At 37.1% G+C, this 251-nt stretch carries 1 pseudogene; it reads right to left on the reverse strand.

Annotated features, from left to right (window positions below):
- Positions 1 to 60: 60 nt before the first annotated feature.
- Positions 61 to 251, reverse strand: a pseudogene (locus IDG64_RS15260) (hypothetical protein); the annotation flags it as partial.

Raw genomic sequence — 251 nt, forward strand, 5'->3', positions numbered from 1 at the left:
AATCGAAACATTATTTGGCGAGGATCAACATAAAGTGTTTCAAATTGTCGATGAGGATGGTAGTGACTCTGCTATTGTAGATAATGCGCTAGAGTTCTTATCGTTAGCCATGGAGCCTGAAAAGGCACCGATAGGATCCTTCTTACCTTCTACAAGTTCCTGAATATACTTATGAATCTCTTCTTTCGTGTATGCAAATTGACGTTGTAATTTAAATAACGTCTCATCTTTCCATTGCGAATCTTGATATT

It is taken from the genome of Staphylococcus sp. EG-SA-15, assembly GCF_017151895.1.
In the GTDB taxonomy this organism is placed as follows: domain Bacteria; phylum Bacillota; class Bacilli; order Staphylococcales; family Staphylococcaceae; genus Staphylococcus; species Staphylococcus aureus.